This is a genomic window from Humibacter ginsengiterrae (assembly GCF_054780115.1).
Map to the genome: position 1 here is coordinate 151,245 of NZ_BAAGWY010000004.1, position 24,774 is coordinate 176,018.

Here is a 24,774-nt window from a genome sequence, read left to right on the forward strand (position 1 = left end):
TGCTCGTCGCGGAATCGAACGTGAACCCGAATGCACCGGTGAGGGCGAGGCCGGACACCCCGAAGTCGAGGTCGCCGACGACGTTCAGCACGCCGCCCGTGACGTCGACATCCAGCGTGCCGCTCAGCGTGACGCCGGAGATGCCCACGAGGGCGACGTTGCCGCTCGCCTGGATCGCGGAGTGGTCCGAGCTGAAGGTGCCGTTGACATCCGTGAGCAGCAGTCCGACGGCGCTCGGGTTGGGCACGGAGTTGCCCGCGTCGAGGAAGGCCGGTCCTGAGCCGATGAACACCGTCGAATTCGAGAGCGTCACCATTCCGCCGCTGGACGCCCCGACGGTGCCGATGATCTGAATGACGTTGTCGATGACAACGCTGGCGGTGACGGTCGCCGACACGAACGGGGTGACCGTGCCGTTCGCCACGGTCGCCACCTGGTCGGGTGAGGTGAAGTGCAGAGCGATCACCGTGCCCGCAACGGTGATCGACGTGTCGATCGGCTGCTGCGAGCTGTTGAACATGACGGATGCGCTCGCCGAGGCGGTGAATCCGCTCGAGCTGGCGTCCACCGACCCCGAGAAGCTGCCGGCGACGCCTCCGTCGGTGCCGCCCGCCGTCGTCGGCGAGACGATCTCGAACGCGCCGGTGACGTCGTTCAGCTTCAGGGCGGCTCCGGAGGTCGTGGACCCGGCCGCGCCGAGCGAGACGGTGACGCCCGACATCCCGATCAGGGTCTGGGTGGATGCCACCTGCTGCAGAACCTGCGGCCCGCTGGTCCCTGACAGCACGAGGTCCGCATCGGTGTCGGTGTCCACGTTGGCGACGACCGCGCCGTTTCCGCCGACGGTCGACAGGCGGGTACCGGTGTCGAACGGCGTGCCGGAGCCGGCGCTACCCAGGTTGCGGAAGACGAACGTGCCTGTGGTGTCGGCGCCGGCGCCGGTCTCGGTGAGGACGAGATCGGGGTGGCCGTCGCCGTCGGTGTCCCCGAGGGCGAGCCCGTAGTGCGACGCGAGCGCGAACGCCGGGGCGAGCGTGACCGGCTCGCCGAGGTGCGCCGGAACCGCCGCGACGGGAGGAGTGGCGGAGCTGTTGGCGGCCACCGCGGCCACGCCCAGGTAGACGACAGGGGCCGTGCCGAGCTGCGCCCCGATCACGTCGGGCAGCCCGTCTCCGTTGACGTCGCCGACGACGACGGATGCGCTGTGCCCCGGAGTGGCGAAGGCTGCGGCGGCCTTCAGCCCCTTCCATGTGCTGGTGGTGACCCCGTTCGTCGTCGTGAGCGTGTCGCCGAGGTTCATCGCCACGCTGTCGCCGGTGGATGCCGCGTCGGAGTTGCCGATGAACACGTCGAGGTGCGAGTCGCGGTCGATGTCCACGAGGGCGATGGCGGTCGCATCGGGTGCCGAGTAGCCCGACGTGCTGGCCGCTGTCGGGCCGAAGCCGGACCACGCGGTCTTCGCGCCGACACCCGCGAATACCTCGACGGCCAGCGTCGGACCGCCGACGACGACGTCGACGATGCCGTCTCCGGTGATGTCGCCGACGGCGGCCGTCGTCGCGCCCGGCGTGGCGAGCGTGGTCGATCCGGTTCCGGTGGTGTCGGGCGTGTCGGCGAAACCGTTCCAGGTTGCCTTCGACCCGGGAACGGCCGGGTTGGCGGGTGTCGTGCCGAGGTTGCGCAGCACGGCGGTCTTGTCTCCGACGAGCAGCAGGTCGGGCAGGCCGTCGCCGTCGACGTCGGCGATGACGATGGATGCCACGTTCTCGGTGGCCACGGCGCTCGGCAGCGTCACCGTCGTCTGCGTGTAGCTGAGGGCATCCAGGCCTCCGCTCGCGCTCGGCGTGGCCGTGCCGAGCAGGACCTGGATGCCTGCAGCGGTCGCCGTCACGATGTCGGGCGTGCCGTCGCCGTTGACGTCACCGACGGCGACGGCGTTGCTCGGAGTCGTCGAGAATCCGGCGACCGCGCTGAACGATGAGCCTCCGCCGCGCTGCACGGCGAACGAGCCCTTGAACGTGAACGCGCTGTCGACGGAGAGCGACGCGTTCGTGAGCGAGAGACTGAACAGCGGCCCGGCGGCCTCCTTCAGCGTGACGGGAGTGGTGACATCGACGGCCGCGACGCCGGTGTTGATGTCGAGGGCGATGCTGCCGCCGAGCGTGATGCCGCTGGGCAGGGCGAAGATGCTCTGGTTCGCGGCATTGGTCAGATCTCCCGTCAGGTGCGCGGCGACGCCGGCGCTCGTGACGAGAACTGTGCCTCCCCAGCCGAAGGTCGAGTCGATGTGCACGAACGAGCCGATGGTCAGCGTCATGTTCGTCACGCCGATCAGCACCGAGGTCGAGCCGCTCGCGGTGGACACCTTCACCGTGAAGTCGCCGCCGATCGTCTGGCCCGCGATGTCGAGTTGCACGCCTGTGCCGCTGAGTTGCACGGTGCCGGGGTCGAGGTCGACCGTGGTCGGCGGGGTGGTGCTGGAATCGGTCACGACGGACTGCGATGTGCCCGTCGTGTTCAGCTCGACCATGAGCGATCCGAGGAACGAGACGCCGGGCACGTCGACGGCGACCTTCCCGGAGATCTCGCCGAACACACCGCCGGCCACGTCATCTGCGGTCGTGGCCGTGTCGGCGCCCTGTGAGGGGACGAGCGTGAACGAGCCGTTCAGGTCGTCCGCGCTCACGAGCGGGGTGCCACCGGCCGTGAAGTCGAGCTCTCCACCCGAGATCGAGACCGCGACGCCCGCGGCGCCCGAACTGAACGAGATCGACGCCGCCGAAAGCGTCTGCCCGGCAACGCCCAGCGTCACGTTCGTGCCGGTCACCGTCACCGTCGGGTCCGGCGACACGGCGGTCGTGTCGAACATCACCGAGAAGGTGCCCCCGAGGGTGACGCTCGGCACGTTCACGAGCGCGACGGTTCCGGTGACGCTGCCGACCAGCGCGTCGCTCACGGTGCTGGTCGCCTGGTCGGAGTTCGTCACGGTGACTGTGCCGATGGTGACGTCGGCCGAGCCGTTCGTGAGCCGCAGCAGCTCAGTCGAGGTGGTGCCGAGCAGCACGGTCACGTTCTTCGCCGTGATGTGAACGGTGCCGGCCTGCTGGGTGACGGTGAAGTCGCCGCTGACCTTCTGGCCGGCGAGCCGCGCGATGATGCCGGTGCCGCTGAGCTCGACGTACGGCCCCGCTGGGAGATTCAGTGAGACATCCTGACCCGCGAGCTGCACGTCGGCGGTCTGCGCCGTCGCGAAGGTGTTCACCGCGAGTGACACCGCGCCCTCGAGGTCGAACGGCGAGCCCGCACCGAAGGAGAGCTGCGCGCTCATGGTTCCGGCGATGCCGCCCTTCGCGATCACGAGCAGACCGCTTCCGCCCGTGACGGATGCCATGTCGCCGAAGCTCAGAGACACGTCGCTGACCGCGACGGTGGTGACGGGCCCCGCGGCCGAGTTGTTCCGGGTGACCACGATGTTGCCCGTCAGTGTCTGACCGAGCACCGTGAGGGCGACGCCCGTGCCGCTGACCTGGAGTGTGCCCGATGCGGTGTCGACGTCGAGGGCGATCGTGCCCGTGAGCGTCACGCCGGGGACCGCGATCGCCGCCGTGACGGCGATGCTGCCTGTGACGCCCGCGGCCGTGATCGTGAACTGGCCGTCGCCGGATTGCGTGAACGTCGCCGCCGAGCCGAGCGACAGCACGAGGTTCTGGGCGGCGACGGTCACCGTCGGCACGTCGTCGGCGGTTCCAGCGGTTCCGTCTGGTCCTGGCGCCGTCGACTCGGTGATCGTGAGGTCTCCGGACAGCGTCTGGCCGAGGATCGAGAGCTGGAGTCCCTTCCCGGTCAGCTGCAGGAACGGACCCTTGGCGAGCGTGAGCGTCGTCGGCACCCCAGCGACCGTGAAGGTCTCGTTCACCGCAGCATCCGTGGTGTTGACCTGCGCGCCGATCGTGCCGGAGACCGACACGTCGGGAATCGTGAGCGCGACCGTGCCCGAGACGCTGCCGGCGACGCCGTCGGGCGTGAGCACCAGCAGCAGGGTTCCGCCGGTGAGGCTGGCGATGCCGCCGAGGTCGAGTGACACGTCGGATGCCGCGATGCGCACGTCCTCGCCGCTCGTCGTCGTGCCGTCGACGGTCGACGTGACGGGAACGTCGTCGAAGGCGAAGTCACCGCTGAGCGTCTGGCCGAGCACGGTCAGTGCGAAGTCGTCGGCCTCGAAGCGCACGTACGGGCCGCCGGGAACATCGACCGTGACATCCTGCCCGCCCACGCTGACCGTTTCGCTGACGGCGGCGGTGCCGGTGTTGATCGCGAGGGTGAGCGCGCTGCTGGCCGTGACACCGGAGGGAAGCGCGACCGTCACGGTGCCGGAGAGGGTTCCGGCCACGCCCGAAGACCCGATCACGAGGACGCCGTGCCCGCCGGAGAGGCCGACGCCGATCGCGCCCGATGTCGGATCGGTGACGTCGCCGCTGCCGACGCTGACCTTCGCGTTCGACAGGCCGATCGTCGTGACGGCGTTGCCCGCGGCATCCGTCGCCCGTTGAATCGCGACGTCGGCCGTGATCGACTGGCCAAGAACGGTGACGCTCAGCCCGACGGCGTCGATGCGCACGAACGGTCCGGCGGGTACGACGGTGCCACTCGGCAGCGTCACGGTGGCCGCTGTGGTGTTGACCTCGACGGCGAGCTTGCTGGCGTCGAACTGGATGCTCGGGGAGATGCTCACGGCGAAGGTGCCGGTGAGGTGGGCGGCAACGCCTGCCGAGGTGATCGAGATCTCGCCGGATCCGTCGCTCAGCGACGCGACGCCACCGAGTGCGACGCTCGCGTTCTTCACCGAGACGGTCAGCCCGTCGCTCGACGACGTGATGGTGAGGTCGCCGGAGAGCGTCTGGCCCAGCACCGCGATGGTGGCACCGGTTATGGAGACCTGGGTGAGCATCGATCCGTCGGCGAAGGCCACCTGAACCGGATCGGCGGTGCTGCCAGGGATCGTGATGGCCTGGTCGATCGGCAGACCCGTCGTGTTGACGCTCGCCGTCGCCGTGCCCGTGATCGTGACGCCGCTCACGCCGATCAGCGAGATCGTGCCGGTCGCCGAGACCGCGAAGACCTTGGTGCCCTGTGCGTTCTGCCCCTCGACGATGCCGATGGTGGCACCGGTGACGAGCACGCCGACCGCGTTCGGGCTGATCGACCCGTCGTCGAGGAACGCGGGGCCTCGGCCGACGAAGATCTGCAGGCCCTGGCCCGCGACGACCTCAGCGCTCGTGAGGCCGTCGATCGTGGCAGTGCCGAACTCGAAGCTGCCCTTGACGGTGACGTCGTCGCTGATCTGCAGCGTCAGGTTGGAGATCGCGAAGTCGAAGACGACCGCACCGGCGGGGTCCGGGAAGCTGATCGGAACGGTGGTGCCGCCGACGACGATGGAGGTGTCGACGGCCTGGAGCGTGGTGTTGACGCGCACGTCGACGGTGCCGCCCGCCGAGACACCGGGTTCCGCGGCCGTCAGTGTGCCGGTGAAGTCGCCGGCGATGCCGCCGCTCGTCGGCGTCGCGCCCGTCGTGGCGGGGATCACGGCGAGCGCGCCGGTGCCGCCCGTGATGATCGTCGTGCCACCCGAGAGCACGTTGAGCCCGCTGAACCCGACCACCACGGTGCCGGTGCTGCTCCGGGTGATCGCGAAGTCCGACTGCAGCTCGAATGATCCGACGGTGAGTTGGCCGCCTGTGACCGAGAGCGAGAACTGACCGTCTGAGAAACCGATCGCGAAGGTGCCGGTGCTGAAGTCGAGCGGTCCCGCGGTGAACTTCACACCGGTGAGCACGAGCGAGCCCGAGTCGCCTGCCGCACCGAGGGTGAGGGTGCCGGTGGCGCCCGCGATCGTGACGATGCCGGCGATGTCGAGCAGCGGGGGCGCCATGCCGCCTGCGGGGGCCGAGGGGTCGGAGACGGTGACGGTCAGCGATCCCGAGGCGTCGGTGATGGAGACATCCGCGGTCAGCTGGAGGCCACCCGCCGTCAGCGTCGCATCGGTCACCGAGACGGTGAGGGCAGTGCTGCCGCTCGTGCCCGTCAGGCCGACGGATGCCGCGCCGGAGAGCGTCACCCCTGGCACGTCGAGCGCGACCTGACCGGAGGCCGTGACGCTCTCGACCAATCCGGCGGAGAGCACGACCGTCGCCGACCCGTTGACGACAGTCAGCGCGCCGCCCCCGAGTACGAGGTCGAGCTTCGAGACGGCGATGGTGGTGGTCGCCGCTCCGCCGGCTCCGGCCGTGCCCTGCGTGATCGAGACGTCGCCGCTGAGCGTTTCGCCGAGAATGTCGAGCTGGATGCCGGTCCCGGTGATCGCGAGTTTCGTCGTCGCCGCCGAGGTCGTGTTCACGCTGAGGCTGAGCGTGCCGGAGACCGACACCTGCGGAACACTGACGAGAAGCGCGCCCGACAGGGAGCCCGTGATGCCGTCGGATGCCACGACGAGAGTTCCCGCGATGCCCGTGAGCGTGACGGCGGCGGTCGCGAACCCGGCGTTCGCCACTGTGATGGTGAGCTGGCCGTTGCCGGCAGCGTCGAGGCTGTGCTCGACCGAGACGTCGGCCGCGATCGTCTGGCCGGCGATGGTGAGCATCGCTCCGGTGGCGGTGACGGCCAGCTGCTGCTTCGCGGTGTCGACGGTGACGCCGACGGCCCCGGTGAGCCCGAACGATCCGGATGCCGCGGTCGCGCTGATCGTCGCAGCGAAGCTGCCTGAGACCCCGTCCGGTGCAATCGTGAGCCGGCCCGTGCCGCCCGTGAGGCTGAGTCCGCCATCGCTGTCAGCACCGCCGAGGGAGACCTTCGCGCCGCTGATGCCGAGTTCGGTGACGGTGCCGCTCGCCTCGGTTGTGCGCGTGACCGCGAGAGTGCCGCTCACCGTCGCCCCGTCGACGGTCAGCACCGCATCCGTCGCCGTGAACGCGAACGACGGGCTCGTGCCGGTGTCGAAGGCGAGCGAGAAGCCGCCCTGCGCGGTGAGTGTCGCGCCGGGCAGAGTGGCGGTGACGCTGCCGGTCAGCGGTGCCGTCGTCGCCGCCCCGGCCGCGGTGAAGGTGACCGACCCGGTGAGCCCGCTCGCCGCGAGCAACGGCGTGCCGCCGACGGCTATCGATCCGGCGAGATTGCTGACGGCGACGGTGAGGGTGCCAGGAGCGCTTGTGACGGTGATGTCGCCGGTGAACGTTGTGCCGAGCAGCGAGAACGTGACCCCGGTGGCGGTCACCGTCGCGTCTGCCGCCCCGGTGAAGTCGAGTGCCTGCGTGCCCGAGCCGAGCGGGAGCTGAAGATGGAGAGCCGAGGAGAACGTGTTGTACCGCACTTCGGCGGTGCCCGACAGCGCTACATCCGGAATGCCGAGCAGGCTGACGGTGCCGCTCGCGTCGATCGCGACCTCGGTGCCGGTCGTGTCGGTCGCGAAGGCGATCGTCGCATTCGTGAGCAGGATGCCGTTCGCCGCGGGGTTGCGGTCGCCGCTGGGCAGGTCGAGCGGTCCGTCGCCGACGAACACGGTGAGACCAGTGCCGGCGAAGACATCCTTGCCGTTCTGCACGGTGGTGCTGATCGTGCCCTCGATCGACACCGGGCCGAAGTCGAGCTTGCCCGTGACGACGAGCTGGAACACCGGCGCCGCGAACTCGACCTCGATCGTCTGCCCGCCCACCTGGATGGCTTGGTCGATCCCCGCCGCGATGGTGCTGAACTGCGCGGTCACAGAGGTCGCCGTGCCCGAGACCGTGACCGTACCGGTGAACGTGCCGGCGACGCCGCCTGCGGCGACGACGAGTGCGCCGGAGCCGTTCGTGATGCCGTCACCGCCCACGGTGGCGGTGACCTTGGCGAGGCCGAGCACGACGGTGGAGCCCTGCACGTCGACGGCGATGTCGGCGGTGATGCTGTCAGCCGCGGACGTGATGGTCACACCCTCGGCCGTGAAGCCGCTCGCACCGTCGGGCAGGCTGAGCACCACCGGTGTTCCCGTGCCGTCGGTCGTGGTCGGCACCGTGATCGGGGTCGTTTCGAGACCGGTCAGCTCGTTGCGTGTGAAGGTCGCTGTGGCGGGGCCGAACATCACGTCCTGCACCCCGTTGGCCTTGAGGCTCCCGGTGACCTGTACGGCAACGAGCGGGGCGGAAGCGGCATCCGCCTGCCTCACGACGAGCGCCAGCGTGCCACCGGTGATCTCGACGTTCACCCCGGCCGGATCGCCTGCCGTCAGCGTCACGCCCTGTGCGGACACCGTGACCTGGCTGCTGCCGTTGGCGCCGTGCGAGGCGGTGATGGCGACGGCGCCGGTCGTGATGCTCGCCGCGCCGGTGAGTTGCAGCGCGAGGCCGGTCGCCCCGATGGTGAAGGTGCCGGCCGTCGCTGCCTGACCCGTCAGGGTGTACGAGAGGGTGGGGCCGGTGATCGTCTCGTTGCTGTCGCCGCCGAACGTGACGCTGTGCGCCGAGATCGTGATGCTGCCGGTGAAGAGCGGCACGCCGGTGGCCATGCTGACGCTCAGGCCGCTGGCCGCGAGGGTCGCATCCGTGAGCTCGATGAGGCCCCCGACGCCGAGTTCGGGGTAGCTTTCGGAGAAGTTCGGGACGCTGCCGAAGTTCGCAAGGGCACCCGCGATCGCGGTGAACAGGTCGGTGGCCTTGAGCCCAGCGATGAACTCGCTGAAGTGCGGCAGGGCCGCGGAGACCGTGCCCGGCGAGGTGGTCGACGCGATGCTGACGGGACCGGCGGTCGGGTCGAGGTACCAGATCGTGGCATCCTGCGCGCTTCCACCGGATCCCGGGTCACCGACCCCGATGCTGAGCTGCGGCGCGATGCGGAACTGGGTGATTGGTGCGCCGGTCGCCGCGTCGAACGCCTGGAACTGGTAGATGTCGCTGAGCGCGAGAACCCCGGCAGAGGTCGCGGGGCGGATCGTGATCAAGATCCACGCGTCCGCGGGCAGTGAGCCGGGTGCGAAGGTGAGGGTGGCGGAGCCGGCCGTCACGGTGCCGCCGGTGGCGGCGGAGATGAGCACCGATCCCGCAGGAGGCTGGAACGCCTGCGACTGGGGAGCGGGGCTGGCCGTGGTCGACGAGGTGACGAGGTTGAGTGCGGTGCTGTCGGGGTTGCTGGATGCCGTGGCTGAGGTCGCGTCAGCACCTGGAGGGCCGCGTCCGGCGTTCACGATGAGCCGGGTGCCGCTCGCGACGCCCGAGCCCGCGTAGGCCTGTGTGCCGACGTGCACGATGTTGACGGCGTCGCCCGCATCGCCGGCGGTGTGGCCACCGGCGCTGGACGATCCGGCGGCCGCCGAGGCCGTGAGCGTCGTGGTCGCCGGAACCCCGATCGGCCCGCCGGCGTAGACGAGGATGCCGTCGGGCAACGTGCTGCTCGTCGTGACCGCCGCGACGTCGAGCGCCACCGAACGCACGGGCACTGTGCTGAGTTCGGGCAGCGCGGTGTCGCTACCGCCGCGCGCGGAGGATGCCGCGGCGAGCGAGTCTCCCAGGGCGCGCAGGGCCGCGAGCTCGACCGTTGCCGACACCTCGGGGCTCGTCGCCCATGGCGTCGTCACCGCGCTGGTGTTCGAGCCACCGGTCGCCGCGACCGTCGCCTGCCCGGCAACGTCGAGACTGCGGTCCGCCGTTGCGGTGGTGGTGTGCGTCGCATCGGTCACCGCGACACGGGAGGCTGTCGTCGCGGCATCCGCCTGCTGAGTCGCCGTCACGTCGAGACTCGCTGCTCCCGTGGTCGGACCGGTGCCGAGGCGCGCGTTCGTCGAGACCGTCGAGAGGGTGATGGCGCCGCCGGATGCCGAGTCCGTGGCATCCGTGCCCGAGGTCTCGTCCGTCGTCGACGCCACGCCGAGTCCGCCGACCCCCGCGAGCCGGGTGCCGTCGCCGACAGTGCTGCTCGTGGAGTCGTCGACGACGAGGGCGGCGACGGCGGGAGCGGCGCTGCCGGTGGCCGCGGTCACCCCGTTGGTACCGCTCGCCGTAGAAACGACATCCACACGGCCGGACTCGGCGCCGGTCGCTGGGACGAGCACGACGACTCCGTCGAGTTCGCTGCTCGTGGTCGAACGGGTGACCCCTGTCGCGCGTGCTCCGGATTGCTGCCCCGTTGCGCTGTCGGCAGCGGGTGTCGTTGCCGTCGCCTCTGCCGACAGGCCGCCGGTGACGGCGGTGGAGACATCGACTCCTCCTGCCGTGACGGAAGCTCCGCCCAGCGTCGCGAGAGTCTGGCGGTCCAGGCCCGCGCTGGCGTTCACTCCCCCGTCGGCGGAACCCGCGGCATCGGCGCGAGCGGCGGCGTCGTTCGTCGCCTGCACCGTCACTGTGCCGGAGGCATCGACGGTGCTGTTGCCGATGAGCTGGGCGATCGCCGTGCTCACCAGGTCGGCTTCGGCGTTGGCCGGGCCTGCGGACGATGCGGAGTCCGCCTCGGCGTTGGCCGTCGACGCCGAGAGCAGGCTGATGGCTCCGAGCGCGCGCAGCGCGGAGTCGATGACGTCGACGAGGGCGTGCGCCGAGCCCTGGGCTTGCGCTTGTGCCGCGTCCGCGACGATGAGACTCAGCCACGAGTCGGCGGAGAGCACGATGTTGTGCCCGCGCAGGGTCGCTCCCGTCACGCCGACCGACGCGTCCACGTCTGTGGCGCCCGGAGCTCCATGATCGGATGCCGCGAGTTCGAGGTCGCCGTCGCCGAGGTCGATCGTGCTGCCGTCCGCGACGGAGATCGTGCGGCCGCGCAGAGTGAGCCGGGTCGAGCCCGACCAGCTCACATCGCCGGAGACCGATACCGAACCCGAGCCGGCGTCGATGACCGCTTCACCCGACGGCGCCGCAATGGTCACGGTGCCGTCGCCGTCGAGGCCGTGCACCGTCACCTCGTCGGTACCCGTGGAGTCGAGCGAGACATCCGTACCGCCCGTCGTCACCTCGACCGTTCCCGAGCCGGAATCCGTGACGTTCTCGACGCCCGTCGCCGTGAGGCTGAGCCCGTCGCGGACGATGTCGAGCGTGTCGTCGAGCTGTGAGAAATCGGTCGTCGCGGCGGGGCCCGCAAGGCTGAGCGTGTCGGCGCCGGCGCCACCGTCGAAGCTGAGCGGAACAGCGGTGGGAGCGCCCGAGATGCTGACGGTCACGTTGTCGTCGCCGTTTCCGCCGCGGATCGCCAGTGCGGTCACACCATCGAGCGACAGGGTCGCGACCTGACCGGATTCCGTTGTGAACGTCACGCTGTTCGACCCGCTCACGTAGCCGAGCGTTCCGACGAGCGGCGAGCCGTCGGAGTTCGCGAGGGTCGCTGTTCCCTCGGCCACGCTCCACTGCGGGGTCGCGACGGCCGACGCCATCGCGTCGGCAGCGAACCCGCTGAGGTTCGCCTTCGGCGAGGATGCCTCCGCCGGCGCGTTCGTCTGGGTCGGTGTGCTTCCGCCCTGATCGCCCGTCGACGCCGTGTCTGCCGGCGCCGAAGCGGCGCCGGAATCCGTCGGAGTCGGGGCGGGCGTCGTTGATGCCGGCGATGGCGCAGGCGGCGTGGATGCCGCTGGCGTCGGCGGCGTGGATCCGGCGGGCGCGGGGGCCGGTGGCGCTGGGGCGGGCTGCGCGGGGGCTGGTGTTGCTGGGGCAGGCGGGGCGGGAAGCTCGGGAGCGCTGTCGACGCCCTTGACCTCGCCCGCTGCGAGAGTCTCGGCCATCAGCCCGGTCGCCGTGTGATCCAGTCCGAGCGCATGCCCGAGCTCATGGCGGACGACGGTGACGAGGCTCATGTGCTGCGAGGCGGGATCGGCCGGGTAGTCGACGTCCCAGCCCCAGTCGGCAGCGGTCGGGTCGATGACGATGCTCGTGCCCGTCGTCTGCCCGAGGGTGAGCCCGCCGAGGTCCCCGATCGAGGCGGTGACGCCGCTGGGGTCAGCGCCGACCGACCGCCAGTCGGCCTCGGCTTCTGCGAGCGCTGCGTTGAGCTGGCTCTGCGTGAGTGGCGCGCCCGTGACCGGGGTTGCGGGAGCTGCGGCCGCATCGAGGTTCTGCGGAGTGCCCGTGTCCGATGCGGTGGTGTCCGACCCCGTCCCTGTTCCCGTACCGTCGCTGCTCGTGGTCGTCCCATTGGACGTTCCCGCTGTTCCGGACGAGTCCGGCGTGCCGGAGCCGCCGCTCGTGCCAGCGCCGGAGCCGCCCGTGGTCGAAGCTCCGGTGCCGGTGCCACCCGTGGTCGAGGTCCCGCTACCGGCGCCGGCGCCCGTGGTCGAATTTCCACTGCCGGTGCCGGTTCCCGTGTTCTGGCCACCGGTCGATGTGGTCGTAGGCGTGGTGTCCACCGGGCAGGAGATCGACGCCTGCTGGCCGGCCGTGCCGGCGACGGTGGTGCAGTCGCCGGTGCCGTGTGACAGCGCCTGAGCGAGCTGCTGGAGTGCACTGCTGAGTTCTTGCTGCGCCTGCTGCTGGGCCGCCGCGGCCTGCTGCTGCGCGTCCTGCTGGGCCTGCAGCAGTGCGAGCTGCTGGGGAGTCAGCGTGACGACGGCCTGTTGGGCGGCGAGTGCGGCGCGCTGCTGTTGCAGTTGCTGCGTCTCAGCGGCGAGGAGTTCCTGCAGTCGCGCACTCGCTTCTGCAGGGCTGACGGCGATGACGACGGCGGGCTCGCTCCGCAGTGGCACCTGGGCCGGTAGCTGCTGCTGCGACTGCACCGCGGGGACGGATTGGGGCATCGCCGTTGGTGTGGGTTCCGATGCGGCAGCCGCCATGGTCGGGTAGAGCATCCCGGCCGCGGTCACCCAGGCTGCGAGAGTCGCGACGAGGCCGAGCACAACCGACCTGGTCGGCTGCGCTACGCCACTCGACGCGCTCCACAGACGCAATCCGGACTCCTTGCAGTGATGGCCTCATGCACGTGGCACACGGCCATGAAGGTTCGTCAACGGGGTGAGGGCAGAACCGTGTGGGAGCACGGTTCCGTCGAGCGACACGACGCGGTTAACAGCCGAAATTCTGTCGCTCGGCAGAACGCCGCGTCAAGGAAAAATCGAGGCTTGGTCAGCTCCCCTTCGGGGGGTGCACTGCACGCGGCAAGAACATGCCTGTCGGGGCATATATCGCCGGATGGCAACTCATCGGGCTCGCAGAGCCAGGACGGCGAACGTCCCCACGTCCGCTCCCATGGCCACCTCCGCCGTGGGGCCCGCCGGACTCAAGCCAGCCGTGGTGCCCGGCGGTGTTCAGCGCGATGGTCGCGGCGGCGGTACGTCGGAGTCGCCGGCCGTCGTGCCGGAGGCATCGTCGTCAACATGGCGCGGCGCGGCGCCGTTCTCATCCGCCGAGCGCGGGCCTCGGACATCCGGATCGATCTCGTTCGCGCGGCCGAGCTTCTCATCGACCGCGGCGCGTGCGTTGCCGGCATCAGCGGCATGCGCCTCGGCGTCCCTGCGACGGCGTTCGGCTTCCACCTCCGCCTGTTTCGCGTCCGCGTCCGCCCGGGATGCCTTCGCTTCCCGCTCGCGTGCGGCGAGGTCGTCGTCCCTTGCCGCGGCACGGAGTTCGTCGGCGCGATGCCTGTCATGTTCCTGCTTGCGTCGGCGTCCAACGGTCAAAGCGATCGCCACGATGATCACCACGACGATCACGATGATGATGATCAGGACGACCCATCCGGTTGTGTTCATGCTCGGACACCGTACGCCCGCCCCGCGCTGCGGGCAGGGGTTGACGGATGCCGACTCGGCGGTGCGCGAGGCCGCGGCTGTGCGGCCGGCTGAAGCTTGCCGCGGTGGCAGCAAACCCAGGGCGACCGGTCTAAGACAGCGCTAGGACGAACGCTTCGGGTTAGACGCCGGTGCGGCCACCATCGATGAGCACGTTGGTGCCCGTGATCATGGCCGCATCCTCACTGGCGAGGTATCCGATCAGCGAGGCGATCTCTCCCGGCTGGGCGAATCTCCCTACGGGAATCTCCGCCTTCGCTCGTTCGCCCTTCTCCCCCGCCCATGCGGCTTTGCCCAGCGGCGTCTCGACGACGGTTGGGGAGATCGCGTTGACGGTGACCCCCGAGGGCGCCCACTCCTTCGACAAGACGCGCGTGAGCCCGATGATCGCCGCCTTGCTGGCGGCATAGGCCGCGTGCTCGTCGAGTCCGATCACCCCCGCCTGAGACGCGAGATTGATGATCCGGCCGTAACCGGCCTCGAGCATGACTCTTCCCGCGGCCTGCGCCATGTAGAAGCTCGCGCTCAGATTGACGTCGAGCGTCGCCTGCCACCGGTTCGGCGGCACGTCGACGGCCTTGTCGAGGAGCGCGATTCCGGCGGAGTTCACCAGAATCGTCGGCGTCCCGGCGAACTCGATCGCTTCGATGATGACCGCTTGGGCTGCCGCCGGTTCGGTGAGGTCGCGCACGATGCCGAGGTGCCCGTCGCCGGGAAGAGCAGACATGAGATCGACGACGGCATCGCTCAGATCGACGCCGATCACCCGAGATCCTCGTGCGGCGAAGTACGAGGCCACCTCATATCCGATGCCGCTGGCCGCACCGGTAATGATGGCGATGTCCCGCCTGGGTGTCTGATTCATCGTCATGTCTCGTCAATCCTCATGATCTGCAGGGGCGGCGCCTACGGCTCTCGGCGGTTGTCGACGTCGAGCCGTGTGGGAACGAGCATCGCAGTTCAGCCGCATTCACGAGGCGATCACCTCATCCAACACCGATCCGACTGCCGCGGGGTCGTGCGCGAACCGACCGAGGAACAGTCCGTCGACGCTGCCGTTCAAACGGGCGAGCAAGCCGGGGCCGGCGCTTCCGCCGTAGATGACCTGCGACGTCGCACCTCGGCTCGCGCGCACGTGGTCGCGCAAGGGGCCGCAGACGGCGCGGATGTGATGGATCGGCGCGGCAGTGGCGGCGCCGATGGCCCAATACGGCTCGTACGCGACCACGATGCGCCCGGGCAGGCCCAGCGCTCGGCTGTCCTGCAACGCGTCGTCGAACTGGCGAATGCACTCCTGCGCGGCCGCTTCGGGATCGCCTTGCAGCTTCTCTCCAACGCACAGCACGGGTGTGAGTCCATGACGCAGCGCGGCAGCGGTCTTCGCGCGCACGACGGCATCGGTCTCACCGAACAATGTGCGCCTTTCCGCGTGGCCCACTTCGACGGCCACCGCGCCCAGTTCTGCCAGCTCCGCACCACTCACCTCGCCGGTGAAAGCGCCCGAATCGTGCTCACTGAGGTTCTGAGCGCCGACACCGACAAGACCGTCGAAGATCTGCACTGCTGCCGGGATGGAGAGGAACGTCGGCAGCACGAGAAGCTCAGCCCGGCCGCCGGCAACCGCGGGATGCCTGGCCGCTAGTGCCGCCACCTCCAGACTCCACTGCACTGTTCGGGCGTGGCCGAAGTACATCTTCAGGCTCACCGCCACCAGCTGTGGGCGAGCGCTGCCGGTCGGCACGTCAGTCGCCTTCGTAGCGGCAGATCTCCTGCACCTTCTCGTTGGATGCGCTGGTCGCGTCGAACTCGTACGTGAGCCACTCGCGCACATTACGTCGGGCGAGTTCCAAACCGACCACGCGCTGCCCCATGCAGAGCACCTGCGCGTCGTTGGAGAGCACCGAGCGCTCGACGGAGTAGCTGTCGTGGGCGGTCACCGCCCTGATGCCCTTCACCTTGTTCGCCGCGATCGCCACCCCCAGTCCCGTACCGCAGATGAGCACGGCCCGGTCCGCCTCACCCCGGGCCACCATCTCCGCAGCAGTCGTCGCGATGGTGGGATAGTTCGTGTGGCCGTCCGCGTCCACACCGACGTCCGTCACGGATTCGACGAGCGGATTGCTCCGCAGGTCCTTCTTGATCGCTTCCTTGTAGTCGAAACCAGCGTCGTCCGATCCGACGATTACGCGCCACGCACGCATGCGATTCTCCTTCTCCATGTCGACGAGGCGAAGCCCCGTCCTTGTTCTCGATCCTGCGATCCGCGCAGTTTTCGGCCGGGCGGGCGCGGCGGTTTCAACTGTCAGATCGCCACGACGTCAAAACCTCGCTCACCCTGTTGGCGATCAACGCCATCGAGACTGCACCCGGATCTCGGACCCCCAGTGCCTTCTCACCATGCGACCGCGCCCGACCGATGAGGGGCAGCAGGTCGGCCGTAGCGTCTGCCGCTCGTGTCGCCTCCGACGCTGCCGCGCTCCAGGCGTCGACGAATCCTTCGCCGGCCTCGACGTGCGAGGCGAGCGTGTCAGCGAACGGTACGAGCGCGTCGACGATCGTCTTGTCTCCTACCTCGGCTTTACCGAATTCCATGACGGCCTGCTTGGCGGCGCTCACTCCCGCTGACACGGACCGCGCATTCGGCGCATCCTCGTCTCCGACGCTGCCGCCTACGGCCGTGAGGATGATTCCCCACAGGGCTCCCGAGGTGCCCCCCGCTCGATCCGACCAGGCGTTCGCGGCCACGGTGAGCACCTTGCCACTACCCGCCCCCGCGTCGGCCACCCGCGTCGCCGCGTCGACGGCCGCTCGGGCACCGCGTTGCATGCCGATGCCGTGGTCTCCGTCACCGGCGACTGCGTCGATGCGCCCGAGTTCGTCGGCGTTCTCATCGATCACATCCCGCACGGCCGCGAGGAGAGCTATCACCCGAGCCGCGGCCTCCTTGGACTCAGTTCCGGCTTCCGGGATCTCTTCGACGACTTCGTCGTCAACGTCATCGTCATCGCCGGTGGGGACGATCGTCATGCCTGCGGTGTCGACGGCTCCGGTGCGGAACGCCGGCGTATCCGCCGGCGCGCTCCACAGGCGTTCGAGTTCCTCGTCGAGCCAGAAGAGCGTCAGCGAGGCGCCTGCCATGTCGAAGCTCGTGCAGAACTCCCCGACCTGTGGGTCGACGATCGTGGCTCCCGCATCCTCCAGAAGCACGGCGAGCCGGTCGAACACGACATACAGCTCTTCGTTCTTCACGGATCCCAATCCGTTGAGGATCGGGACGACGCGAGCACCCTCGACCTGGACTCCCTCCGGAACCTCGGCGGGATCGAGGAGGCGACTCGCGAACAACTCGGCGAGCCCGTCTGCGCTGGGGATGCCGGTCTCATCGATCCCGGGCTCGCCATGGATGCCCAGCCCGATCGCCATGCGACCTTCCGGGACGGTGAACAACGGCTCTTCGGCTCCTGGCAGTGTGCAGCCGGTGAACGCAACGCCCATCGAACGCGTGCGCGCGTTGGCGAGACGCGCCACGCGTTCAACGTCGTCGAGATCGTATCCGGATGCCGCTGCGCCGCCGGCCGTCTTGAAAACGGTGAGGTCGCCTGCGATGCCGCGACGCTTGTTCTTCTCGTCTGGCGGAGCGCTGAAGATGTCATCGGTCACGGTGACCGTGCGGCAGTCGATCCCCGTGGACTTCACCGCCTCCTGAGCAGCCGTGAAGTGCAGCACGTCGCCGGCGTAGTTGCCGTAGCTGAGCAGCACGCCGCGGCCTTGTTCGCTGGCGCGGATGACGCCCTCCACCTGGCGAGCCGAGGGCGACGCGAACAGGTTGCCCATGGCAGCGCCGTGCGCCAGCCCTGGCCCGACCAGACCGCCGAACGCCGGGTAGTGTCCGGATCCGCCACCGATAACCACGGCGACCTCCGCGTCGGCCGATCTGGTCGATCGCGAGACGCCGCCGGTGACCTTGCGAACCCAGCGCCCGTTCGCCCGCACGAAGCCGTCGAGCATCTCGTCGGCAAAGTCGGCCGGGTCGTTCCACAGTCTCGTCATCTGATAGTTCCATTCCGAATTGCAGAGGCGCGGGTCCGACCCAGGTCTACTGGAATGACACCGCTTTCGCGATACCACCGCTCATTACATAGTGCGGCCCTCGGTGCCGCCGCGGTCCGTGCCGGCAGTGAGCTCAGTGCATATAGAGGCCTCCGTCGACGTTGAGCGTGTGACCGGTCACGAAGCCCGCGTCTTCGCTGATGAGATAGGACACCGCCGCCGCCACGTCGAGCGGCTCACCGATCCTGTTCAGCACTCCGTCCGTAGCCATCCTCGCTTTGCGTTCCTCGGTCAGCGGCCCGCCCATGATGTCGGTGTTGATCGGACCGGGCGCGATCGCGTTGACCGTGACGCCGTACTGGCCCAGCTCGCGTGCCGCCGCACGGGTGAGGCCGATGACACCGGCCTTCGCCGCCGAGTACGCCGCCTTGCTGTACGTGCCGCCGCCCCGCTGTGCCGACACCGAGGAAAGGCTCACAATCCGTCCGAGCTCGTTCTTGACCATCGTCTGCGCTGCGCGGCGAGTCACGTGATGCACTCCCGTGAGGTTGATACGGATGACCCGATCCCACTCCTCGGAACTGACCTCGAGGTAGGCGTCCGGTGAGGAGATGCCCGCCAGGTTGACGAGTGCGACGAGCTGTGGAAGCTCGGCCTCGAGCGTGTCGAACGCCACGTCGACCGCGGCCTCATCGGCGACGTCGGCACCGACGCCGACGGCCTTGACCCCGTATCGCTCGGCGATGCTCTGGGCAACCGCCTTGGACTCCGAGTCATCGAGATCGACCACCCCGATGTTCCATCCGCGCTCGGCGAGGTAGTTCGCTGTCGCCTGGCCGATACCTCTGGGTGAAGCCGCCCCCGTGAGTATTGCGGTGCGCGCCTGCGGAAACCGAGGAGTCATGAACGGGTGTTCCTTTCCAAATACTGATGTGTGGTGCTTGAACTCGCGGTGCGTGCCGCAGATCGAAAGCGACGGGAGAGATCAGGGCATAGACCGGTCGAACAAGGACCGGAGCCGACACCGATCGCCTTCCCCTGGGCGGGCTATCGGATCTGGCTGATCTCGAAGGTGTCCGGGTCTCCCCCGATGCGCTCTCCGGTGTCGAGAGCATCGATGCGGCGCATGTCCTCGTCGCTCAACTCAAACCCGACGATGTCGAGATTGGCGATCATCCGGGCACGCGACGACGTCTTCGGAATGGCGATGTATCCGTGCTGCAAATGCCAGCGCAGGATGACCTGCGCCGGCGACCGGTCGACCGTCGCCCCGATCTCAGCGATCACGGGGTCGGCGAGGTCCCTGCCCTGCCCGAGGGGGCTGTAGGCCTCCACTGCCACCCCGCGATCGTTGAGAACGCGGGTCAATTCGGGCTGGCTGAAATGCGGATGCAACTCGATCTGATCGACAACCGGAGTCACCCCGGTCTCGGCGATGATGCGATCCAGATGATGCGGCAGGAAGTTGGACACGCCGATCGCCGTCACGAGTCCGGCATCCTTGGCGTCGATCAAGGCACGCCAGCTGTCGACGTAGGCATCTCTCGCCGGTGACGGCCAATGGATGAGGTAGAGATCCACGTGGTCGAGACCGAGGCGGTCCAGGCTGCTTCGCAGCGCGTCGCCTGCGGATGCCCGCCCCTGTTCGCCATTCCGCAGCTTGGTGGTGATGAAGACATCGTCCCTGGACAGGCCGGACGCGGCGAGCGCGCGGCCGACACCCTGCTCGTTGTTGTACGCGGCCGCCGTGTCGATGTGGCGATATCCCGCCTCCAACGCCTCTTCGACGCGGGCCTGGACCTCATCTGGAGAGATCTGGAACACGCCGAACCCGAGTTGCGGAATCGCGATACCGTCGCTGAGTTGCACCGACGGCGACGTACGGCCGGAGATGGCGCTCACGAGGCTGCCGACCGCTTGAGCACGAGCAGCGAGACGGAGTGCAGCGGAAGGCTCAGAGCGATCTCGCTCGTTCCCCCGGTCGCCTCGATCTTGTGCGTCGGCTCGTACTCTTCAAGACCCATCTTGCTGTGCATGATCTCGATCTCCTCCGTTGTCGGCAGCTGCGGGCTACCCAGCTGCCGCCACACGGTGTGCGCGTTGCTGTGCTGCTCGTCGATGCGGTAGTGCTCCAGCGTGTATGAACCAGACCTTAAGCCGTTCAGCTTCACCGCGACCTCGGCCGCTGTGTCGTCAACGCTGTATTGGTCGTCCGTGCGGCGGTAGACGAGGATCGCGAGGTCCCCGTCATCCGTCCGGGTGGCGAGGGCGTCGACTTCCTCCGGCGGCAACGCTGGAGCGATGGCGTCGAGCTCCGAGACCTTCCAGGTGCTGTCCGAGACGGCCGGGATGCGAGTGGTACCGAGCTTCCCGAACATGCGGTAGGCGTTGAGCAGCGGCTTCTCCACTCCGTTCGCCGTCGCGAAGGAACGGGTGCCTTCGAACATCCGCTCCCCCTCGAAGTAGAAACTCCAGGTCGTGGCCTCACGCACCTGAGCTTCCTCGAGCGCGTTCACGTCGAGGATCTTCTTCATCAGGTTCGCCTGGAACACGGGGTAGTACTCGGTGTTCTGGAAGCGGAAGTTCGAGTTGTCGTAGACACCCCAATGAGCCGGCACACCGGCGTCGCACTCGTCGACGATCGCCGGCAGCTTCGCGAACTGCGGGAACTCCGCCATCACGCGCAGAAGCCTGCGGATCTCGTAGAGCATCTTGGTGGTCTGCGGCGACTGCTTCTCGGGAGCCTCACCACCGGTTGGCCCATAAGTGCGCCAAGGCACGAACCGAGAACCCTTGGTGTGGAACGAGACGAAGTCAAGCGGCAGGTTCTCGTCGGCGGCGAACTGCAGGAACTGCCTGAGGAAGCTGGCGCCGTTCGGACCGCCCGTGACGGTGGGACCGCCGACCGAGGCGCTCGGCAGCACGCTGCGCACCGCACGAGCCGTCGTCGCGTAGAGCTCGTTGAACTCTTGACGGGTCCCGCGCCAGTAGTAGATGTCCGGCTCGTTCCACAGCTCCCAAAGCCACTCCGAGACCTCCTCCTCGCCGTAGCGTTCAACGCAGTGCTGCGCGAGCGCGGCGACAAGGCCGCCCCACTTCGCATAGTCCTTCGGAGGAAAGCTCCAGTGCCCGGCCTCGTACGCGCTGTACACGGTCGGGCTGGCGATAAGCGGGTACTCCTCGTATGCGCGGTCCGGAACGAGGTCACGGGGAGTGAAGCCGAGCTCGACAAGCACGTGGTGTCCGGCGTTCACGATGGCGTCGTACGCCTGATCCACGATCGTGAAGTCATAGAACGGCACGCCGTCACGCTCGTGGTAGACGTTCCCGCTCCCCTGGTGCGGAAGGCCGAATCCGGTGCCGCTCACGAACACGTAGTGCGGGCGAACATGGAACGGCGTCGCTGAGGTCTTTCCGATGGTCTCCAGCAGTTCGCGACCGGTGGCGGTGTATGTCCAGTTGATCTCGTCGTATCCGAGGCTCGCCCAGATGGGATCGATGCGCTCGCCGGGGGCGGCGGCATCCACCTCGATCGTCGCGGCGCGCACGTGCGTCGCGTTCGGGTCGTGGGGAGCCGCGTCCGGGAAGAGCGCGGTCGATTCCACACCGGGATTCTTGTCGCGGGGTGCGGTGGCGGTCTCGGTGATCACGCCGATCCTTTCGTTGATGGATGGTTGGTTGTCGTCGACGACGAAGCTGGCGCGACTGATGTCATTTGAGCGACCCGACGGCGAGCCCACCGCGCCAGTAGCGCTGAAGGCTGAGGAACGCCACGATCAGGGGCACGATCGACACGAGGGAGCCCAGGACGATCAGGCTCCACAACGACGTGGTCCCTGTGCCGCTGGCCGAGTTCGCCAAGCCGTCCCATAGGCCGAGTCCGACCGTGACAGGGAACAGATTGTCGGAGGAGAGAACGGCCAGCGGAAGGAAGTAGTTGTTCCAGGTACCGACCACCGACAACAGCAGCACGGTGACCGCCGCAGGACGCAGCAGGGGCAACGCCACAGTGAGAAAGGTGCGGATCTCCCCCGCACCATCCACCCTGGCGGCGTCGAGTAGCTCGTCCGGGATCGCGTCGGTCGCGTACACCATCATCAGGTAGACGCCGAAAGGGTTGAGCAAAGACGGCAGGATGACGGCCCAGATCGTGTTCGTCATGCCGGCTTGGGAGAGCATGGCGAACGTCGGGATCACGAGCGCGGTCAGCGGAACCATCACTGACCCGAGTAGAAGCGCGAGGCTCAGGCGTCTGCCGGGAAAGGCGAACTTCGCGAATCCGTAGCCGGCGAGGATCGCCAAAGCGGTAGCGCCCACGCCGCCGCTCAGCGCATAGAGCAGCGAGTTGCCGAGCCAGCGCAAATAGATGCCGCCGTTGTACGTGAACAACAGGCCGAGGTTATCGAACAGCGCGAAGGTCTTGTCGAACCAGAGCGCGCCGCCGGTGCCGGAGAAGAGGCCGTGGGCATCCTTCGTGCTGGCCACGATGAGCCACCAGAGCGGGAGCAAGAAGTAGATGACCAGCACGACGAGGAAGGCATGCGCCCCGATTCGCGGTTTGGCGCGACCCCGTCCTGACTGCGCAGCTCGCTGCGCCGTCTTGATTCCGATGACCGTCATCAGACGATCCGTCCCTTCTTCCGGGTGGCGAAAAGGAAGATGTAGACCCCGACGAACACGACGAGTCCGAGCGCGAACGAGATCGCCGACGCATAGTTGATCTGCGAGTTCGAGAACGCCAGGTTGTAGGCGTACATATTGGGCGTGAACGACGGCGTGATCGCACCGTTCGACGATGGCGCGAGCACCTGCGGCTCGGTGAAGAACTGCAATGTGCCGATCAGGGCGAATACGAGGATGAGCACGAGCGCGGATGCCACGAGCGGAACCTTGATCCGTAACGCGATCTGCCACTGGTTGGCGCCATCGATGCGTGCCGCCTCGTAAAGCGAGCTGTCGATGCCCTGGAGTGCGGCGTAGATGATGATCATGTAATAGCCGCTCCACTGCCACGTCACGACGTTCAACAGCGCGCCGAATACCTCATGGGCGCCCAGGAGGTTGGGGGCGGATGCGTGGAACAGCGCGAAAAGCTGGGCGAGCGGGCCGAAGCCCGGGCTGTAGAGAAAGCCCCACATGAGCGCGCCGATGACAGCGGGTATCGCGTAAGGCACGAAGATCATCAACCTGGAGAACCGGGCGAGCCTTGTCGTCACCGTGTCGAGCACCAGCGCCGCCGCGAGGGAGACGAGCATCTGCAGCGGGATCAGTACCACGGAGAACGCGACGACGAAGAGCAGGCCGCCGAGGAACTCCGGATCGCTGAACGCCTTGACGTAGTTCCCGATCCCGCTGAACGTCGTGCCTGTGGCGAGGCCTTTGGAGAAGAGGCTCAACCAGAACGCGTATACGAGCGGTGCGACGAGGAAGACGAGGAAGACCAGGCCGAACGGCGCGACGAAGAGCCAGCCGATGACTTTGGGTCGAGCGGATTTGCCGCGCACGGCCGTCGTCATTCTGCGGGACGACGGCCGGGCGAAGGCGTACGAGCCGGTTCCGCTCATCACTTGGTCTTCACCGTGAAGCCTTGCGCCTTGGCGTAGGACGCAATGGTTGACTGCAGCTTGGAGAGCCCGGAGGCGGCACTCTCTGAGCCACTCGTGGTCTTGGTCAGCATCGCCGTTATCTGCTGGTAGTAGTAGTCCTGGAACGGGCTATAGCTCTGCCCCTTGTACGCGCCCGCGGTCGGGATCCAGATCTCCTTGTTGGCCTTCTGGCCGCCGAAGAAGGGATCGGCTGCATTCACGAACCACGAGGCCTTCTGGGCTTTGAGGTGCTGCGGGAAGTGGGCGCCGAGGGTTTGCTGGTTCTCGTTTCCGAAGAGGTTCAGCGCCACCTCCGCGGCGGCATGTGGAACCTTCGACTGCGTGGTCACCGCATAGGTCGACCCGCCCCAGTTCACTTGCACCGGGGACTTCGCGTCCCACTGCGGCAGCATCGCCACACGCCACGGGCTATCGGCTCCACGAGGGAAACCGGCGCCGGTGAGGTGACCCGGCTCCCAGGATGCGGCGATGAAAGTGGCGATCTTGCCCGAGGCGAGCTGGCTGACGAAGTCCGTCGAGGATTGACCTGTCGTGACCACCTCGCCCTTCTGCACGAGAGTGTCCCAGAAGTCGAGTACTTTTCTACTCGCCGCGTTGTCAATGTCGACGCCGAGACTCGTCTTCTTGTCGATGCTGTAGTCGAACGTGTCAGCGCCGGCCTGAGCGAACAGCGCCTGAGCGAAAGCCGGAGTGTCATTCGGCCAGTCAGCAATCGCCGGGCCGCCTGCCGCCTTGAGCTTTGCAGCATCGGCCGCATACTCGGCCCAGGTTTTCGGTGGGGTGAGTCCGTACTTGTCGAAGATGTCCTTCCGGTACATCATCGCGACCGGACCGCCGTCATCCGGTATGGCGTAAATGCCGCCGTTGCTCGAGATGTCTTTCAGCGTGCCCGCGGAGAAGTCGTTCTTCCACTTGTCTGCGCCGTAATCACTGAGGTTCACGAGCGCATCCTTGATCAGGAAGCTATTGAGGTGGTCCGTCTCCAACATGACGACATCGGGCGCGCCTTTGCCTGCGGCGATGGCTGTGGAGAACTTCTGGTATTCGGCGCTACCTGCGCCGGCGTTCGTCCAGCAGATCTGCACATCCTTATGCGCCTTGTCGAACGCATCGACCGCGACCGGCAGGGTAGGTGACCAGCCCCAGAGCGAGACGCGGGTCGCGGCCGAGTACAGGATCTTGTTGTCGCAATTCGACGGTTTGTCGGCCTGAGACTGGGGTTTGTCCGTCGGGGCTGCCGTCGGCCCGGCAGAAGCACCGGTCGACGAACAGGCGGCCAACAGAGACACGACAGCCACGCCCATCAGGGCGGCGAGTGCCTTCTTCTTCACGCGAAACTCCTTTGTTCGAGACCGAGCCGCACTGCAAACGAACACGGCCGGTGACGCGTCT

The 24,774-nt window shown here is 68.0% G+C and carries 12 protein-coding genes (1 of these 12 cut by a window edge); all 12 read right to left on the reverse strand.

Annotation, left to right across the window (positions count from 1 at the left end):
* On the reverse strand, positions 1-12,886 hold the beginning of the coding sequence (locus ACYVII_RS07105) for a beta strand repeat-containing protein (protein WP_460533177.1). 25,286 nt of this gene lie to the left of the window's left edge; the window shows 12,886 of its 38,172 coding nt (coding positions 1-12,886); the start codon lies at positions 12,884-12,886; its stop codon lies beyond the left edge, outside the window.
* Positions 12,887-13,243: 357 nt separating this feature from the next.
* Positions 13,244-13,687 (reverse strand): hypothetical protein, encoded by a 444-nt coding sequence (locus tag ACYVII_RS07110; RefSeq protein ID WP_460533180.1) that lies wholly within the window; start codon positions 13,685-13,687, stop codon positions 13,244-13,246.
* 160 nt (positions 13,688-13,847) lie between these two features.
* Complete coding sequence (locus ACYVII_RS07115) at positions 13,848-14,597, reverse strand: GolD/DthD family dehydrogenase (RefSeq protein WP_460533183.1); 750 nt, start codon at positions 14,595-14,597, stop codon at positions 13,848-13,850.
* 99 nt (positions 14,598-14,696) lie between these two features.
* Positions 14,697-15,467 (reverse strand): triose-phosphate isomerase family protein, encoded by a 771-nt coding sequence (locus tag ACYVII_RS07120; RefSeq protein ID WP_460533186.1) that lies wholly within the window; start codon positions 15,465-15,467, stop codon positions 14,697-14,699.
* 1 nt (position 15,468) lies between these two features.
* Complete coding sequence (locus ACYVII_RS07125) at positions 15,469-15,927, reverse strand: RpiB/LacA/LacB family sugar-phosphate isomerase (protein WP_460533189.1); 459 nt, start codon at positions 15,925-15,927, stop codon at positions 15,469-15,471.
* Between the two features lie 94 nt (positions 15,928-16,021).
* Complete coding sequence (locus ACYVII_RS07130; RefSeq protein ID WP_460533192.1) at positions 16,022-17,776, reverse strand: dihydroxyacetone kinase family protein; 1,755 nt, start codon at positions 17,774-17,776, stop codon at positions 16,022-16,024.
* Positions 17,777-17,909: 133 nt separating this feature from the next.
* A complete protein-coding gene (locus ACYVII_RS07135; protein ID WP_460533195.1) occupies positions 17,910-18,680 on the reverse strand; it encodes an SDR family NAD(P)-dependent oxidoreductase in 771 nt (256 codons plus the stop codon).
* A gap of 143 nt (positions 18,681-18,823) precedes the next feature.
* A complete protein-coding gene (locus ACYVII_RS07140) occupies positions 18,824-19,678 on the reverse strand; it encodes an aldo/keto reductase (protein ID WP_460533198.1) in 855 nt (284 codons plus the stop codon).
* On the reverse strand, positions 19,675-21,426 hold the full coding sequence (locus ACYVII_RS07145) for a GH39 family glycosyl hydrolase (RefSeq protein WP_460533201.1): 1,752 nt from the start codon (positions 21,424-21,426) through the stop codon (positions 19,675-19,677). The genes ACYVII_RS07140 and ACYVII_RS07145 overlap by 4 nt, the downstream gene beginning before the upstream one ends.
* Positions 21,427-21,487: 61 nt before the next feature.
* A complete protein-coding gene (locus ACYVII_RS07150; RefSeq protein WP_460533204.1) occupies positions 21,488-22,396 on the reverse strand; it encodes a carbohydrate ABC transporter permease in 909 nt (302 codons plus the stop codon).
* Complete coding sequence (locus tag ACYVII_RS07155) at positions 22,396-23,340, reverse strand: carbohydrate ABC transporter permease (RefSeq protein ID WP_460533207.1); 945 nt, start codon at positions 23,338-23,340, stop codon at positions 22,396-22,398. Before ACYVII_RS07155 ends, ACYVII_RS07150 begins: the two co-directional genes overlap by 1 nt.
* A complete protein-coding gene (locus ACYVII_RS07160; protein WP_460533210.1) occupies positions 23,340-24,713 on the reverse strand; it encodes an ABC transporter substrate-binding protein in 1,374 nt (457 codons plus the stop codon). Before ACYVII_RS07160 ends, ACYVII_RS07155 begins: the two co-directional genes overlap by 1 nt.
* Positions 24,714-24,774: the final 61 nt, after the last annotated feature.